This window comes from Bacillus sp. DHT2, from assembly GCF_026241455.1.
Lineage (GTDB): Bacteria > Bacillota > Bacilli > Bacillales > Bacillaceae_G > Bacillus_A > Bacillus_A pseudomycoides.
Map to the genome: position 1 here is coordinate 320,109 of NZ_JAPHWH010000002.1, position 16,146 is coordinate 336,254.

20 protein-coding genes are annotated in these 16,146 nt (G+C 35.1%); 5 read left to right on the forward strand and 15 right to left on the reverse strand.

Translation table 11 applies throughout. The annotated features are described in order from the left end of the window. The first annotated feature begins 238 nt into the window (after positions 1-238). Positions 239-451, forward strand: a complete 213-nt coding sequence (locus ORL93_RS06630) for a DNA-dependent RNA polymerase subunit epsilon (RefSeq protein ID WP_003199941.1) — start codon at positions 239-241, stop codon at positions 449-451. A gap of 3 nt (positions 452-454) precedes the next feature. Next, positions 455-2,122, forward strand: a complete 1,668-nt coding sequence (gene rnjA, locus ORL93_RS06635) for a ribonuclease J1 (RefSeq protein ID WP_003199940.1) — start codon at positions 455-457, stop codon at positions 2,120-2,122. A gap of 53 nt (positions 2,123-2,175) precedes the next feature. On the opposite strand, the gene ORL93_RS06640 is transcribed toward rnjA, so the two are convergent. The 12 genes from ORL93_RS06640 to ORL93_RS06695 form a co-directional block, all read right to left on the reverse strand. Continuing rightward, positions 2,176-2,841 (reverse strand): potassium channel family protein, encoded by a 666-nt coding sequence (locus ORL93_RS06640; protein WP_003199938.1) that lies wholly within the window; start codon positions 2,839-2,841, stop codon positions 2,176-2,178. Positions 2,842-2,928: 87 nt separating this feature from the next. Further along, positions 2,929-3,795: a cytochrome C oxidase assembly protein gene (locus ORL93_RS06645; protein WP_097794343.1), complete on the reverse strand. Its 867-nt coding sequence runs from the start codon at positions 3,793-3,795 to the stop codon at positions 2,929-2,931. Positions 3,796-4,148: 353 nt separating this feature from the next. Then, a complete protein-coding gene (locus tag ORL93_RS06650; RefSeq protein WP_003208302.1) occupies positions 4,149-4,607 on the reverse strand; it encodes a TlpA disulfide reductase family protein in 459 nt (152 codons plus the stop codon). A 74-nt stretch (positions 4,608-4,681) separates the two neighbouring features. After that, positions 4,682-5,230, reverse strand: a complete 549-nt coding sequence (locus ORL93_RS06655; RefSeq protein ID WP_003199933.1) for a peroxiredoxin — start codon at positions 5,228-5,230, stop codon at positions 4,682-4,684. 208 nt (positions 5,231-5,438) lie between these two features. After that, positions 5,439-6,569, reverse strand: a complete 1,131-nt coding sequence (locus tag ORL93_RS06660; RefSeq protein ID WP_097794344.1) for an N-acetyldiaminopimelate deacetylase — start codon at positions 6,567-6,569, stop codon at positions 5,439-5,441. 154 nt (positions 6,570-6,723) lie between these two features. Beyond that, the gene (gene dapD, locus ORL93_RS06665; RefSeq protein WP_003199928.1) at positions 6,724-7,446 is read right to left on the reverse strand and encodes a 2,3,4,5-tetrahydropyridine-2,6-dicarboxylate N-acetyltransferase; all 723 of its coding nucleotides are present in this window, start codon (positions 7,444-7,446) and stop codon (positions 6,724-6,726) included. A gap of 71 nt (positions 7,447-7,517) precedes the next feature. After that, positions 7,518-8,375, reverse strand: a complete 858-nt coding sequence (locus ORL93_RS06670) for a transcriptional regulator CcpC (RefSeq protein ID WP_003199927.1) — start codon at positions 8,373-8,375, stop codon at positions 7,518-7,520. Positions 8,376-8,590: 215 nt separating this feature from the next. Continuing rightward, positions 8,591-9,034 carry a cyclic-di-AMP-binding protein CbpB gene (cbpB, locus tag ORL93_RS06675; RefSeq protein ID WP_003199926.1) on the reverse strand — a complete coding sequence of 148 codons (444 nt, stop codon included), beginning with the start codon at positions 9,032-9,034 and terminating at the stop codon, positions 8,591-8,593. A gap of 249 nt (positions 9,035-9,283) precedes the next feature. Next, positions 9,284-9,475, reverse strand: coding sequence for an antirepressor AbbA (gene abbA / locus ORL93_RS06680; protein WP_003199925.1), 192 nt, complete (start codon positions 9,473-9,475; stop codon positions 9,284-9,286). 81 nt (positions 9,476-9,556) lie between these two features. After that, a complete protein-coding gene (locus ORL93_RS06685) occupies positions 9,557-10,075 on the reverse strand; it encodes a ribonuclease H-like YkuK family protein (protein WP_265958820.1) in 519 nt (172 codons plus the stop codon). Positions 10,076-10,150: 75 nt separating this feature from the next. Then, a complete protein-coding gene (locus ORL93_RS06690) occupies positions 10,151-10,300 on the reverse strand; it encodes a hypothetical protein (protein WP_042511459.1) in 150 nt (49 codons plus the stop codon). 214 nt (positions 10,301-10,514) lie between these two features. Next, on the reverse strand, positions 10,515-10,751 hold the full coding sequence (locus ORL93_RS06695; protein ID WP_000055151.1) for a YkuJ family protein: 237 nt from the start codon (positions 10,749-10,751) through the stop codon (positions 10,515-10,517). Positions 10,752-10,984: 233 nt separating this feature from the next. Here ORL93_RS06695 and ORL93_RS06700 point away from each other — a divergent pair, with 233 nt between their 5' ends. Then, the gene (locus tag ORL93_RS06700; RefSeq protein ID WP_006095818.1) at positions 10,985-11,227 is read left to right on the forward strand and encodes a glutaredoxin family protein; all 243 of its coding nucleotides are present in this window, start codon (positions 10,985-10,987) and stop codon (positions 11,225-11,227) included. Positions 11,228-11,239: 12 nt separating this feature from the next. Here the strand turns inward: ORL93_RS06700 and ORL93_RS06705 are convergent, their stop codons facing one another. The 3 genes from ORL93_RS06705 to fadH all read right to left on the reverse strand — a co-directional run bounded on the left by ORL93_RS06705 (position 11,240) and on the right by fadH (position 14,169). Continuing rightward, positions 11,240-11,740 (reverse strand): DUF3993 domain-containing protein, encoded by a 501-nt coding sequence (locus ORL93_RS06705; RefSeq protein ID WP_003199921.1) that lies wholly within the window; start codon positions 11,738-11,740, stop codon positions 11,240-11,242. Positions 11,741-11,922: 182 nt separating this feature from the next. After that, positions 11,923-13,140: an EAL domain-containing protein gene (locus tag ORL93_RS06710; RefSeq protein WP_003199920.1), complete on the reverse strand. Its 1,218-nt coding sequence runs from the start codon at positions 13,138-13,140 to the stop codon at positions 11,923-11,925. Between the two features lie 264 nt (positions 13,141-13,404). Further along, positions 13,405-14,169, reverse strand: coding sequence for a 2,4-dienoyl-CoA reductase (gene fadH / locus ORL93_RS06715; RefSeq protein ID WP_097794347.1), 765 nt, complete (start codon positions 14,167-14,169; stop codon positions 13,405-13,407). A gap of 458 nt (positions 14,170-14,627) precedes the next feature. On the opposite strand from fadH, the gene ORL93_RS06720 reads away from it, so the two are divergent. Further along, positions 14,628-15,485 (forward strand): metallophosphoesterase, encoded by an 858-nt coding sequence (locus tag ORL93_RS06720; RefSeq protein WP_097794348.1) that lies wholly within the window; start codon positions 14,628-14,630, stop codon positions 15,483-15,485. 99 nt (positions 15,486-15,584) lie between these two features. Then, positions 15,585-15,806, forward strand: a complete 222-nt coding sequence (locus tag ORL93_RS06725) for a hypothetical protein (RefSeq protein ID WP_003208297.1) — start codon at positions 15,585-15,587, stop codon at positions 15,804-15,806. Positions 15,807-16,146: the final 340 nt, after the last annotated feature.

The window sequence follows — 16,146 nt, forward strand, 5'->3', positions numbered from 1 at the left end:
ATAAAAAATAAGTATGCATGTTTGAAATAAGGAAAGGAAGGAGTAATCATGCTGAAGAAGCTGAAGAAAAAGTTAAAACGATATTTAAACGATTTAGTCCGTAAAAAGACCATGGCTTAAATCGTGCCCATTTCGGGCTTTTTCTTCATTCTCATTCGAAAAAACATGAAAATCATGACTATTTGCTTTATAATAGGTAACAGATAATGCAAAACATAGACAAGGAGAGGTTTTCCCAATGATTTTTAAAGTATTCTATCAAGAAAAAATGACTGAGGTTCCAGTACGTGAAAATACAAAAGTTTTATATTTAGAAGCGGAATCTGAAAGAGACGTTCGTACAAAATTACAAAAGTTCGCATATAATATTGAGTTTGTCCAATCTGTTACTGGCGCTCATCTTGAATACGAAAAGCAAAATGCTGATTTAACATTAACGGAGATCGTATAATTTATGAAATTCCTAAAAAATGATCAGGCGGCCGTTTTTGCTCTTGGTGGACTCGGTGAAATCGGCAAAAATACATATGCTGTCCAATTTCAAGATGAAATTATTATAATTGATGCTGGAATTAAATTTCCAGAAGACGAACTTCTCGGAATCGATTACGTGATTCCTGATTACACTTATTTTGTACGAAACGAAGATAAAATTAAAGGGTTATTTATCACACATGGTCACGAAGATCATATCGGTGGAATCCCTTATTTATTACGCCAAGTGAACATCCCAATTTATGGTGGGAAATTGGCAATCGCCTTAATTAAAAACAAGTTAGAAGAGCACGGATTACTTCGTAAAGCAAAACTTTACGAAATTCAAGAAGACGATGTTATTAAATTCAAAAAGACATCTGTTTCCTTCTTCCGTACGACGCACAGTATTCCAGATTCATATGGAGTTGTTGTGAAAACACCGCAAGGGCAAATTGTTCATACGGGAGACTTTAAATTTGATTTCACACCAGTAGGGGAACCAGCAGATTTAACAAAAATGGCAGAAATCGGTAAAGACGGTGTCCTTTGTCTCTTATCTGATAGTACCAATAGTGAAGTACCTAACTTTACAATGTCTGAACGCCGCGTCGGTGATAGCATTCAAGATATTTTCCGCAAAGTGGAAGGACGTATTATCTTTGCAACCTTCGCGTCCAATATTCATCGTTTACAACAAGTTGTAGAAGCTGCTGTTGAAAACAATCGTAAAGTAGCTGTATTTGGCCGAAGCATGGAAGCAGCAATTGAGATTGGTCATAATCTTGGTTATATTCGTTGTCCAAAAGATACATTTATAGAAGCGTCTCAACTAAATCGCCTACCAGCTAATAAAGTTGTTATTTTATGCACAGGTAGTCAAGGGGAACCAATGGCAGCACTCTCTCGTATTGCTAACGGTACACATCGTCAAATTCAAATTATCCCTGGTGATACAGTTGTTTTCTCTTCTTCACCAATTCCAGGGAATACAGTTAGCGTCAGCCGTACAATTAATATGTTATACCGTGCTGGTGCTGATGTTATTCATGGTAAACTTTCAAACATTCACACAAGTGGGCATGGTGGACAAGAAGAACAGAAGTTAATGCTACGTCTCATTAAACCTAAATACTTTATGCCAATTCATGGTGAATTTCGCATGCAACGTATGCATATGAAATTGGCAAACGATTGTGGTATTCCAGAAGAAAATTGCTTCATTATGGACAATGGTGATGTTCTTGCCTTACGTTCAGATGAAGCAAACGTTGCTGGAAAAATCCCATCCGGCTCTGTTTATATTGATGGAAACGGCATTGGTGATATTGGTAACATTGTATTACGCGACCGTCGTATTCTTTCTGAAGAAGGACTTGTTATCGTAGTTGTCAGCATTGATATGAAAGAATTTAAAGTTGCAGCAGGACCTGATATTATCTCTCGTGGATTCGTTTATATGCGTGAGAGTAGCGATTTAATCAACGATGCACAAACTTTAATTACTACTCATTTAGAAAAAGTAATGGAGCGAAAGACAACACAATGGTCTGAAATTAAAAATGAGATTACAGATACATTAGCACCATTCTTGTATGAAAAAACAAAACGCCGTCCAATGATTTTACCAATCATTATGGAAATATAGAAAAAGGACAATGCTTGCTGCGAGCATTGTCCTTTTTTATTTCACATTATATCCTATCGTAAGAAGTGCTTAAAGCGATTCACTTCATCATCATGACCAATTACAATTAAAATATCTCCTGATTGAATATTTTCTGTAGCTCGAGGAGAAACAATAACTTCCTTCCCTCGCTTAATTGCCACAATGTTTAATCCAAACTTCGCACGAATATCTAGTTCAATTAAAGAGTGGCCATCAATTTTTTTATTTGCGATAATTTCTACAATACTATGCTCATCTGAAAGCTCTAAGTAATCTAATACGTTACTTGAAGCAATATTATTCGCAATTCGTTTTCCCATATCGCGTTCAGGATGGACAATATGATCTGCCCCTATTTTAGTTAACACTTTTTCATGATAATCATTTTGAGCCTTAACAGTAATATTTTTTACGCCTAATTCTTTTAAAATAAGAGTCGTTAAAATACTCGCATTTAAATTGTCACCAATCGCAACAACTACATGATCGAAATTGCGAATTCCAAGGCTCTTTAAGACCATTTCATCTGTTGAATCTGCAATCACTGCATGCGAAGCAATATTTGCAAATTCATTTATCTTGTCTTCATCAGAATCAATTGCCATTACTTCCATACCTAATTGAGCTAATTCACGACAAATACTGCCTCCAAAACGTCCAAGTCCGATGACAGCAAATTCTTTCTCTTTCTCACTCACATGAATTCCTCCAATAACATCAAGTCCTGTCTACTTTTATTGTAGCATACTTTATATTCGCCACAAAGACTAGTAATCAACGTATACTTATTTTTGCTTTTGTATATAGAAATACTGCTGCAAATAAAATGCAATAATACAAATGAGCATACCAAAAACAAAAATATTTCCAAACGAACTAAACGTTTGAAACACAAATAATAATGTTTCTTGACCAAAAAAGGCAAATAAGAGCTGTGTAAAAGCAAATAAGAGCGCCCATTTATAATGCTGTTGATGAAATAAATAATGAGTTGCTCCTAAAAATGCACAAAATGAAATAATAAATATCCACCAGGTCTCTAAAAACACTTGCCATCCTGCAAAGTTATATCCATTTACAACAAGTGCAATGCTTCCAATGACTAACATCGTGGGAACACTCCAAAATAACGCTCGACTCCGAAAAAATCGAATCCCATTAAAATCACCTTTTTCATTTGCGCAATACGTTAAAAATGCTGTACTTATATACAGGACAGAAAGAATTGTTAATACGATGATTAACCAAAAATGTAACTGATTATATTCATGTTCTATATTCGTAACAATAGCTGCTAACATACTTGGAATCAGCATACCTGTCCATCCGTCAATTTTCCTTTCATTCCAAAACACAGCATTTCCTATTCGAATTCCTAAAAGCATAAAAATAGTGACACCAATTACAAATAATGTTGTCTTATTTCCAACTAGACTTGTCGAAAAGGCAATTAGACCAATAAATAAAAAAAGAACGAATCCATTCATAATCTCTAATACTGGTGATAAATAACCTTTCACCCATTTATATGTTTCTTCATATCCTCGTTTATTCGTTAAGCGATATGCGTAAAAACTTATCCCGAAATAAACTGCTGCAATAATAACATATGCGTATAAAAAGAAACACAAGATTGCACTGCCAATCTGCACCTGATTCCCCACCCTTTTTTCTATATATCACATTGATTTTACACATTTATCGCATAAAAAGTAAACTAAAACATACAGTTCCATTTCCTTCAGTAAGATTTTTATTTCTAAATTAGTATGTACACGTCCCATTTCTCATTTATCCTACTATTTATAAAGTGAAATTTTAATCAATGGAGGTTTCTTCCCCCCCACCTACCTTCTTTACTTTCGCTGCATGTTGAGGTGGAGCTCTTACCACCCATGAATAGCGTAATAAAACAAAAACCTCCTAATGAAAAGGAGGCTTTGCACATATCAAAAGAAACTTCTCCTTCCAAGTCATCTAGCATGTAAAGAGAAAGCTTCCCATCTTATTCAGCTTCTTTTTTCGCTTCATCTAACACACGATTTACTCGTTTTGTTAGCATTTTCATTCCACTTCCACCTGCTTGGAAATGACGAAGCACACCATTTTTATCAAATACATAATACGCTGGTACATATTGATTTTCAAATGCATCGGCAATCTTGTGTTGGTTATCCACCAAAATCGGTTGGGATATTCCATGCTCTTTTGCAACTGCTTCCACTTGCTCAAGATTTAAATCTTCTTCTGAACGTGGCATATGAACTGCAACAACATTTAATTGCTCTTTATATTCATCACGGAATTTATTAATATCTGGCATTGCTTCTTTACATAAGTGACAACTAACTGACCAGAAATGAATAAGTGTTGGCTTTTCGCCAATTAGTGATTCACGTACTACTTCTCCATTTAACACTGTTGTTGCACCGTCTAAAGAAGGCATTGGTTGACGTAATTTCATGATTCCCCCCCCTTACGAATGTAGAGAAAGGCCTAACAAAATATTGTTAGACCCTGCTATATTTCACAATAAAATTAAACGTTTAAAGTTGCTTGACCTGGTTTCCAGTTTGCTGGGCAAAGTCCACCAGTTTGAAGAGCTTGAAGAACACGAATTACTTCGTCAACTTCACGGCCAATGTTGTTGTGATGTACAACTTGGTACATTAATTCGCCTTCTGGGCTAATGATGAATAAACCACGAAGTGCGATACCTTCTTCTTCAAGTAATACACCGTAGTCACGAGATACTACATGGTTTGTATCAGCAGCTAGAGGGTATTTTAATTCACCTAAACCGTTTTTCGTACGGTCAGTGTTAATCCAAGCTAAGTGAGTGTGAATTGTATCAGTAGATACACCAATTACTTCTGCATCTAAATCTTCGAACTCATCATAACGATCAGAAAGTGCGATAATTTCTGTTGGACATACGAAAGTGAAGTCCATTGGATAGAAGAAAAGTACCGTCCATTTGTCCTGTTTCATAACCTCTTCAAGACTTACTTTACCAAATTCTTTGTTTGGCATAACAGCGTCCATTTCAAAGCGTGGCGCTTGTTTTGCTACCATACGTTCTGCCATATGTATCAACCTCCGTAAATTTTTTATCATATATTGTCTACTCTTGTATTATATAAGAGGAATTAGTTTTTAGTCAATTTTATTTGATAATTATTATAAAATAACTTACTAACAACTTGTTCCTCCACCTACCATTATAAAGTATTGTGTTAGAATTACAAAAAAAATGCATCATAAATTATAATTTTCCACATAAAAAGAACAGGCTTTAACCCCTGTTCCCTTTCCATTTTACATATTGATTTAAAAACGAAATGGTTTGTTCGATTGCCTCTTCTTTCGGTTGTAGCTTTGCATGATGTAAACCATATTCTGAGTCTACCCCAAGCCAAAACATAAATCCCGGGATATCACGAAGCATATACCCGAAATCTTCTCCTGTCATCGCCTCTGTACATGTAACAACATTCATATTCGTTTGCTCAGATGCAAACATCATAAACTCTTGCGTTAACTCTTTATGATTATATACTTGATGATACATTGCTCCATAATCAATAACAGCTTCACATTGAAATGCTGCTTCGATACCTGTGACAATCGCTTCTATTCTGCTCTTCACTCGTCTCATCGATTCAACTGATAGTGTTCGAATTGTCCCTTCTAGGCGAGACTTTTCTGCAATAATGTTTTGGACTGTACCACCTGTAATTTTACCAATTGTAATAACCGCACTATCAAGTGGATTCACATTACGACTAACAACCGATTGAAGCTGTGTAACAAGATGACTTGCCGCAACGATCATATCGTTCGCAGTATGTGGATATGCTGCATGTCCACCTTTTCCTTTTAAATCAATATATAGTTCCGATGTATTTGCAAATAGTAATCCTTCTTTTGTTGCGATTGTCCCCACTGGATACTCTGGTGCGATATGAAGACCTAGAATGATATCAGGCTTCCACTCTTGTAGTTCTTCGCTTCCTAACATAGGTAAAGCGCCACCTGGTCCTTCCTCCGCCGGTTGAAAAATAACTACAAGGTTATCATCTATCCTGTCATTTACAACCGCTGTTAAGAGTCCTAAGCCGATTGTAGCATGCACATCATGACCACATGCATGCATCATTCCTTCATGAATAGAAGCGAATTCATACCCAGTTTCCTCTGAAATCGGTAAACCATCAATATCTGCACGATAACCAATCGTTTTCCTTGGATTTCTGCCATTCACTTTAACGATTACGCCCGTTTTCCATGTTTTAACTTCAATATATTCCTTAGGAAGAGTATAAATATAATCTAAAATATATTGTTGTGTTTTCCATTCCTTAAACCCTAACTCCGGAATCTTATGTAAATCCCTACGAATTTGTACAAATTTACTGACTGTCATGTCTCCACCACCATTTATCTCGCTATTCGCGGGCAGTAAGACCTCCAACTCAAAATTCAGCGAAAGCAAAGAAGTTAGGTGGGTGATCAACTGCCCGTAAAAGTTTCACTTTATAAAAAGCGTAAGAGCTTATTTGCCCTTACGCTTTTGTACTTTATTTTTCTGGGTTTAATTGACGAAGTTCTTGTTTAATTTCTGTTTTTGCTTTTGTCTTCTCATCAATTTCTTTAATAACACGAGCTGGTGTTCCTGCAACCACTGTATATGGCGGTACATCTTCCGTTACAACTGCACCTGCTGCAACAACCGCGCCTTTACCCACTGTAACACCTTCTAGGACAACTACATTTGCACCAATTACAACGTCATCTTCAACGATAACTGGTTTTGCAGAAGGTGGTTCGATCACACCTGCAAGTACTGCCCCAGCACCAACGTGACAGTTTTTACCTACTGTAGCACGTCCGCCAAGCACTGCATTCATATCAATCATTGAACCTTCACCGATTACTGCACCGATATTAATCGTTGCATTCATCATAATAACTGCATTATCACCGATTTCAACATGGTCACGAATAATTGCACCTGGTTCAATACGAGCTTTAATACCTTTTAAATCAAGCATTGGAATGGCAGAATTACGACGGTCGTTTTCAACAACGTAATCTACAACGTGCTTTTTATTGTCTTCAAGAATTGTCTTAATCTCAGACCATTCTCCAAATAAAACACCAGATTTTTTATTTACAAATGCTTGTACTGTTTCAGGGAATGTTACTTCTTTTAAATCCCCTTTTATGTATACCTTTACAGGAGTTTTCTTCTCGCTTTTTTGAATAAACGAAATAATTTCGTTTGCATCCATCATTTTCATGCTTGTTGCCTCCTAAATCCATTTATAATGTTACTCTACCAAACGAAAGAGCTACTAGCAAGACAATAATCTTATTTTTCCATTTGAATTTCTTCTATAATATCTAAAAATGCTTGCACTTGCTTAAGTTGCCTTGCAGAATCGCTTGTCAATAACCACGTTTCTCGAGTCAATTGAACAGGCGTTTTATATGTCTTTTCTCTTACTTCTTTTAACACAGTAGAAGGCAACAGCGCATAACCAATTCCATTTAAAACGAGCTGCTTACATGTTTCAATTTGATCAACTACAATCGTTCGTTTAGGAGGATTAGAAAATAAACTATACCACCAATTTTGTATTTGTCCATAGTATGTGGAATCGCTTTTAAATTGTATAAACGGTCTGTTTGTATCTTTCAACATAGAAATATCTTTAATTTCTGTGTCAACTAAATACAGCTCATCCTCAAATAATTGCTGTTTATACCCTTTATATTCTTGTTTCCCTCGTAGTATAGCTACATGAACATCCCCTTCATAGAATTGCTTCTGTACTTCACTACTCCATCCTGTGAAAAGGGAAATTTTAACAAATGGATATTTTTGTACAAACCGCTTTAAAACAGGTGGTAACCAATATTGCCCAATCACAGATGCCACAGCTATCTTTAATGTCCCATATGTTTCCGTACGATAGATTGCTAATTCACTTTTAATTGCCTCTTCCCTTTGCAACATATCTTTCGCATAATTGGCCACTTTTTCCCCTTCTGGTGTAATTGTCAGGCCTTTTTGAGAACGGATAAAAAATTTCATTCCCCACTGTTTTTCCATTGATTGTAATCGTTGACTGAGTGCAGGTTGTGAAACGAATAAGCGCTCCGCAGCTTTTCTCATATTGGATTCCTGTGCTAAAACAACCATCATTTGAAAATCATCAATTTGCAACTTTCTCCCTCTTTCCTTATCTTACATCTAACCTCAATATATATGTTGCACTATTCTCTAACATGCGATATTTAATTTTTATTTTCAAGAAGCTTGGATAAATTGACATTTCACTTAACCTTTTATACTTGTTGACGCTGTTCCCTATACACAATGGAAAAGAGACGCATGATAAAAAAGCGACTTCTTTTTTATTCGAAGTCGCTTACCCTTCTTTATCGATTATACTGTCTTACTTTTTTGTTCAACAATTTTAAAATAGCACGCCTTGTTAAAATTCCCTCAAAGTACCCGTCATTGTTTACAGCACAAATAAATGGATGATCAATTGTCATTTCTAACGCTTTAGCAAATGAATCTTCAAGTCCAAGATTCGGAATGTCCTTTTTCATTACATTCTCCACTTTCATATCCTCAAGCTTTTCAAATTCAATGCGTTCTAACCCTAAAATACCATCCAAAATCATCGCAGTACTTATTAATCCATGCAATTTATACATGGGATCTAAAACAGGAATCGCAGAATATCCAGACTTTACAAGAACAAGTAAAGCATGTTCTAAGCTATTTCCAATTTGAACATGTGCAACTTTTTCTGATGAAATCATTAAATCCTTTACAAGAACTTGTTGAAACTCATCTTTCGGAATACTAATCATTTTATATCCCCCACTTTTTCTCCCTTTTTCCTGCTAACATGATCTCCAATAGACTATTCATAAGAACCTTACTGTTCGAAGTTAATCATATCCACGGCTAAAAGTTTCACTTTATTTCCCATTTCTACTCATATCTTATGATAGCGTTTTCATATTATTATTTTGTCCTTATTTATTACAACAAAAAATAATGATACACAGTTCATTTTACCATAGAACACAAAAAAAAGACTACCTTTCTGGTAGCTCTTAGTATCCTTCATTTTTTAATCGATTAAATAACCTTGTAATTCTTCTATATTGGGAAATATCAGCTTTTTTTAAACCAATTTCAATATCTGTAAGCTCAACAGCTAGAATTTCAGTAGCGTAGTTTTGACGAAATAAAATATCTAACAGCAAGCTTTTTTCTTCGTTTGTTAAAGTAACTTCCGTCTGCATATACTCCTCTCCTTATGCTTTTTTCTTATTATTTATTATATAAAATATTCGCTTAGTTTAATAGATAAAAAATTCAGTTTTTTACTTTGTATATCGATTTGCATAACTAAAAGCTGCATAAGCATCAGGTTTAATTTTTGCAGTCAGCCCCATCGCCTTCACCTTCATTGTCATATCCGAAATAAATTCTTTTGTTAATCCATTATTTCCTATATCCAAGTGAATTTCCATTACAAATCCAGCTCCTTCATGAGCGTATGGATGTAAAATCTCCCATATCCGCCTTATATGTTCCGGTGTAAACAAACAGGCGACTTCTTGACTAAACTGTGTTTCTAAATATATTTTCTCACGTAAGGTAGGTGGTCTTTTATGTACTACTTTATGTTTTAAACATCCCCATGCTCCTTTCCCAACACGATGAATGTGCACTGCCGTAATAAAACGAGTATCTTTTTGATGTGCTTGTGAATCAGTTCCAATAGACAGTCGATATAAATTGCGTGGATCTCTTTTAATAAAATTACAGATGCGTGAGAAAACCGTTTCAAAATTCATATTCCTCTCTGATACATTATAAAATAGATGCTCACCGTCCACATAGTCACGTCCCTTCGATTAGACAGACTTTTTGCATTCTCATTGTATGGGACAAAAGAGGAAAATATGACTTTATTATCCTTTACTTGTTTCTATATTTCGGATGGAATACTTACATGCTGGACAAGTATAAATTACATTCTGATTAGACTGAGCTGTTAGCACATGATCAATTTCAAATGACATATGACATTTTGGACAAACAACAATTGGTAATCGTTCCACACTCCACATTCCCTTCAAACTTTTAATACCAGTGTAGGAAGAACCAAAAAATCTTATACATATAAAATGAAACTTCCATCAAGCTTTTACAAATCGTTATCTCCACATATCTTCTTTAATTCCTTATCCTCTTACTACCCATTAATGAAGAATGAAGTTATTATTAAAATCACCAAAAAAGGTACCGCTTCTCGCGGTACCTTTTTTGTATGTATCAAGAAATAATATCGTAGATCTCAATTGCAACCATATCAATGTTATCGAATTGATACACTTGTGGCTTTTCGCCTTGCTGATACACTTCTAACTCATACATTTCACTTTTATCGAAAAATTTCACGCTACATTTGCGTTCACCGTTCACTTCAAAATAGCGTTGTGCTACTTCACCGCTTTCAGCTTGTTCTTGTAGACTAACAAGTCGAGTTAAAATTCCTTGGAGTAGAGACATGAAATCTCCCCTTTCTCTAATCTTCCTACCAATAGGTTTTACAGCTATACTCATTCTATCCGTCATAACAGAAAAAATGTTCCACACTCTAGGATAAAGCTTCTTGACGAGAAACTCAACTAAAATTTGTCGAAAAAAGAAGTAAAAAGCAGAAAGGAAATCTTTTTTTTCCTTTATTGCGGTTTTTGTAGCTGCGGAATATAATAAAAAGCAGAAAAAGAGGAGGATTTATAATGAAAAAAATAGAGGTTTATACACAACCAGATTGCCCACCATGTACCATTGTAAAAGAATTCTTAAAACACAACAACATAACATACAAAGAATTTGATGTCAAAAAGGATACCGCTGCTCGCGACCGTCTTTTATATGACTATAACTCATACTCAACTCCAACCGTTGTCATTGATGGGGAAGTTGTCTCTGGTTTTCAAATTGAAAAATTACAACAGTTACTAAATCTAGAACAGGAATAGGCAATGATTCACCTATTCCTGTTCTTTCAACTCTTGTAATTTTTTCATTTCTATTAAAAGCTCCTGACTCTCATGATAACCAGCTAATTTCCATTTCCCTTCTTCCTTTTGCAACGTGATAATTTGATATTGTTCATTTTTCACCCATTCATATACGTATAAAAGCCCATGTTCTTCGTCAAATGCTAACTTTGTTTGAGAAGTAAAAGAAAAAGGAGCTTCTTTTGTAGGAAGTAAATGTTCACCACTTTGTTTGTCACCGTTACTATTTTCATCTGTAAAAACTTGAAGAAAGTTATTTGTAAAATAAGGTGATAGTGCATCATACATCTTCCCCATTGATAAATGCTTCCCACGAATTGAAAATTGTACCTCATATCCCTTTTGAATGGTTGTAAACACTTCTTTTCGATCCACTTTTATTTCTTCTTTACCAAGAACCGTTGTAACACTATACCCAACTAGAAAGGCAACACATAAAAATAGAACAAACCAAATTCCATATTTTCTCATTTTTTCACCTTCCTTTAACAGAGCTTGTCTTTGTAGTATTCATTGTAACAATGATTATGTAAAGAAAGGGATGGTTTCGTTCGTAAAATCTTTACAATGATAGACAGCATTTTTGCCATCTTTTTCACTATTACCAATTTATGCTAAAAACAAACAAAAAAATGCACGAATTGCTTCGTGCATTAAAATAAAACATCTTCTTCGTATAAAAATTCATAGGACAAATCAATAAATAAAAAATGTTCATCGTCAATTGGAAAGGAAAACGTTCGTACCATCTCTCCTGTTTCTATATCTGCATATAAATCAGAGAGTCTTGCTTTATTTTCAAATCTCATTTTCATTATATTTTCTAAAAAATACGGACGCCAGCTCCAATTTTTCATATAATACTCTGGCATAACAATCCATTCACCATCTTTTTTCATAATGTTTCCTGATTGCTGAAAGCCGTCTTCATTACAAATAAAGATTCTAAAACTATAATGCGATACATGTTGACTAAAATGCAATAACCAATCATTAACGTCTTCATTCTTTTTCTGCTTAGATAAAACATTCCCAACTTGATTACGCAATGTTTCCGTTAATTGATAAATTTTTTGTAGTTTTTTCTTTTCATGTTGAATAAATTGATGACATTCATTACCAAGACGTTCTTTTAAAATATCCGCTTCAATAAAATCAGGTAAACATTTTTTTAAATAATCCCCTTGATAATATCTTCCACCATTTTTCCAAGCGTATTGCAGTTGGTAAAAAGCATCAATTTCTTCATATAATAATGTCGCACCAATTCTTCTTGCTAATAAAGACAAAGAATATAAAATATCTTGATAAGATTGTAAAAGTGCAGTTTGTCTTAAATTCGTTAAGTCCACCTTTAAAATATCAGGTGCCAGCACACTAATTCGTTCTAGATTACTCGTACCTGTCCCTACTTTATTAATTGAAATTTGAATGCCATATGTACGGTAATACATAAGTAAGTGATTAAATTGTTCTATATCTTCCTTACAATCATGCTCTGTTATTTCTAAAACGATATTCCCTAAGTTCAATCCTTTTTTTTCATACATTAACAGCAAATGAAGTAAACTTTCATCTTCATCATTCATTAATATGTTCGCACCCCGATGTATAAACAATAAAAATTTTTGATCTGTTTCCAAGTAACGTTCTAATGCTTTTTCTACTATGACATTATCCGCCTCTAGTTGAAATTCACCTGGAATGGAATCATCATGAAAAAAAGAAGAAAGACTTTGTATCCCTTCTTCCGTTTGGATACGTCCTACTACCTCATATCCAATTACTGTATGCTCATCAGCACTAAAAATAGCTTGATAATAAGGAAGGACTTTATCTAAATTACTCATCACATCTAATGCATCTACCAAAATGTTTCCCTCCCTTTACTTTTCAAAAATTATAACACGGTATGTATAGAAAAATAATAAAAAATCCCTTCAGTTTTCCTGAAGGGATTAGAGGGGTAAAATGCTAAGGGGAATTAGCAATTCTACTATGAAGAAAAAAGAGGTCTTAAATATACCTTATAAAAAACCTGTTGTAAACACTTTTCTTTCACATGTCACAAATCCGTCACATTTTACCTCACATTCATGGGCAGTAATCCCCACGTTTCACTTTATATAATCCCTTTAAAATGGATACTGATGCAAATGCTGTCCACCATCCATTGTCATACACGTTCCATTTATGTACGCTGCCTCATCAGAGCATAAATAAAAAGCTAAACCCGCAATTTCTTCTGGCGTACCAAGCCGACCAAGCGGGACGCTTTGCAGTGTACGATTGGCTGCCTCTTCTGAAATCCATAATTTATCCGCACCACCTGTTCGTTCAATTGGTCCAGGAGCAATTGCATTGACGCGAATACCATATTTACGCCCCCACTCAACAGCGAGCGTTTTTGTCATTGCCAACACACCTGCTTTCGCCGCAGCAGAATGAATGACACCCGGTCCTGCATCCCATGCATACGTTGCTACCATATTAATGATATTTCCTTTTATGCCCTTCTCAATCCAATACTTCCCTACTGCTTGACTACAATAAAAAGTTCCGTTAAGCACAATATTAATAACCGCATTCCAACCATTAATCGATAAATCTTCCGCAGGACAAATAAAATTACCTGCTGCATTATTTACTAAAATATCAATGCGTCCAAATTTTCCATCAACATATTCAATCATATTTTTTATATCTTCTATATTTCGAACATCCATTTGTACTGTCAATACTTGTCCTGAAAATTGCTCAATCTCCTTTTTCGCTTCTTCCAGCTTTTCTTGTGTACGCCCTGTAATAACAACGCGTGCTCCTTCCTTTGCAAAACGAGCTGCCATCCCTTTTCCCATTCCGCTTGAACCACCTGTTATAATCGCTACTTTTTCTTTCAAAATTTCCCCTCCCTAAAAATGAATACACATTCATTTTACCACTTTATTTCATAGAAATCTTTATATTTTTAAATTTTTCTGATATCTTTAGATAAGTAAATCACTTTCATTGCCATATTTCTTATAATCTATATAAATCCATTTTGGTTTTTCGACATATAATCCACTGCTATGCAGAACAAAAAGTGACCCGCACTTGTTTTCTCTCTTTGTTTTCACTTAGCATGGGGCAGGAAAAAAATCTGACTGCCTCTATGCATGGCCGGATGCTCTCTCCCACCTAAAGATTAGGTTTTTGTCGTTTTTTCAATTTGTATTTATATATACTACTTTTCGATATCTCAAAATATAATTCTAGAACAAGAAATAAACGGAAAGGAGAGCCAAGTGACCTATAATGATTTGCCTGTATATCTTATAAACTTCCTTTTGTATACTATAGGTTCGCTCATATTCCTATGAAACAAATAACGAGAAGAAACTTTATAAAAACAGGAATACGCACTTGTCTCTATACTTGTATTACAGCTGGTCTCGGCTATTACTATGCAAAATATATAGAGCCGAACTTTCTTTCTTTCACACATCATACCCTTCGTTCTCCACTTATTCCCAAAAACTTTCACGGTATGAAAATCGTCCAATTTAGTGATTTACATTTAGGATACTATTTTTCTCTCCAGCACCTTTCAACAATCGTTTCAAAAATAAATAGTGCTGCGCCTGATATTGTCCTTTTTACTGGTGATTTAATCGATGACTACCAAACATATAGCGAAACTCCTTTTGTTTCTTCAATTTTGCGAAATATTCGTGCACCCTTTGGTAAATTTGCAATCTATGGAAACCATGATCATGGTGGGTATGGAACCGAATACTATAGTCAAATTATGAGTGATGCAGGTTTTGAAGTATTACAAAATACCGAAAAACGTATTCGTATATTCGATAATAGTGAAATTTCTATTTTCGGAATCGATGACATCCTTCTTGGCAAACCAGAAATCGAGGTAACATTACACCATGTGCAAAAAGAGCTATATACAATTGTGCTCGTACATGAACCTGATATAGCACCTAAAATTGCAAACTTCCCAGTAAACCTCCAACTTTCTGGACATAGTCATGGTGGACAAGTACAACTTCCCTTTTTAGGAGCAATCATTACCCCAGCACTAGCAAAACATTACATTGAGGGATTTTATCATATTCAAGAATTACTCCTTTATGTAAATCGCGGTCTTGGAAGGACACGTGTTCCATTTCGTTTTTTGTCCAGGCCTGAAATTACAGTATTCACCCTTCAGCACCTGTAACCTATAATTGCCTATTTTCTCATATATCCTTCCTTGTACTCGCTCATCCATGCTTTTTCACCATATGATAACAATGAGTCCAATAAAGGAGGTTTTTACATGTACCCATATCCTCAGCCCTATCTAGTTCGTTCAGGACCCATTGGCCCAGTAAGTGACTCACGCTTCTTACCCTTCTTCGGTGTTCCATTCTTAGCAGGACTTGCTGGCGGTTTACTTGGCGGAGCATTAGCATTCGGTCCTAGACCATCTTACTATCCTCCATATCCGCCAACACCGTTTCCTTGTTACGGAGGGCCATGCCAGCCGTATTATTATTGATATAAACAAAAACTATGAAAAAAGCCCCTTATTTATATAAGAGGCTTTTTTCATTCATTTCTATTAATTGAAATTTTATTTGATCATTTTTCTATATGGATCCATTTTGATTTTCCAATATATAATCCGCTACTATACAGAACAAAAAGTGATCTGCATTCGTTTTCTCTCTTTGTTTTACCGTTGCACGGAGCAGGAAGTGGGATTGACCGCTCCTATGCATAGCTGGATGCTCTCTCCCACCTAAAAAAAGGAGTTATGTCGTTTTTTTCAATTTGTATTCATATATAATATCCTTATAATCTTAGTACTAGGTACTTACTCATAAGTTATTATTAAC